This window comes from Vibrio sp. 1562 (genome assembly GCF_033340155.1).
GTDB classification, from domain to species: Bacteria; Pseudomonadota; Gammaproteobacteria; order Enterobacterales; family Vibrionaceae; genus Vibrio; species Vibrio alginolyticus.
The window spans coordinates 1-636 of sequence record NZ_JAWOVY010000462.1 but is presented as its reverse complement, the minus strand read 5'-3'; the positions used below and the strand labels follow the sequence as shown (position 1 = coordinate 636).

The 636-nt window shown below is 46.5% G+C and carries 1 protein-coding gene; it reads right to left on the bottom strand.

Annotation, left to right across the window (positions count from 1 at the left end; genetic code table 11):
* Positions 1–564, bottom strand: a 564-nt coding sequence (locus R7Z49_RS25830) for a cation transporter (protein WP_318112520.1), incomplete at its 3' end; no start/stop codon positions are given.
* Positions 565–636: the final 72 nt, after the last annotated feature.

Here is a 636-nt window from a genome sequence, read left to right as displayed (position 1 = left end):
AGTTAAAGTAAAAATCCAGCTACTAAGTTGAGGGTTGATGCTTGCGACAAGGCCCGCAAATGCCATTGCACCTGCGATCGATAAAATCTGTAGATTGTCTTGAACAAAACCGAACCAGCCTTTGTTCTCTTTCTTTTGCTTTGCTTTATCCAGCGCAGAAAGCGGGAAACCAGTTTGGCGCGCTGTTTGTTCGATGATCGAACTTAGAGAATGGTCATCAAAATCGACAACTAACTTTTCTGTAGCAAAAAGGACTTTAGCATTCGTAACGCCTTGCAATGACATGATGGCTTTTTCAAGCTTTTGCGCACAAGACGGGCAGTCCATGTCGGACACGATCCAACTGCTACGAATCGAGGATTCTCGCTGTTCCGCGGGGCCTTCTTCATCGGCGGTGTCCGAACTGCAACAGCCTCCACTACAGCAAGAGCTTTCAACAGTATCAACACCCGCTTGAGCAATATTTAGCGTCGGTTTAGTTGGCGCGCAGCAAGAGTCATGGGCACTGAGTGGCACCGCAGTTTTGATTTTGCCTGACTGGCAACCTTGATGTTTTGTACACATAGTTTATTTTCCTTATTGGCTGAGACTGTTCATCTACCACTAAGGATAAACCTTGGAGCTAGCTCCAAGGTC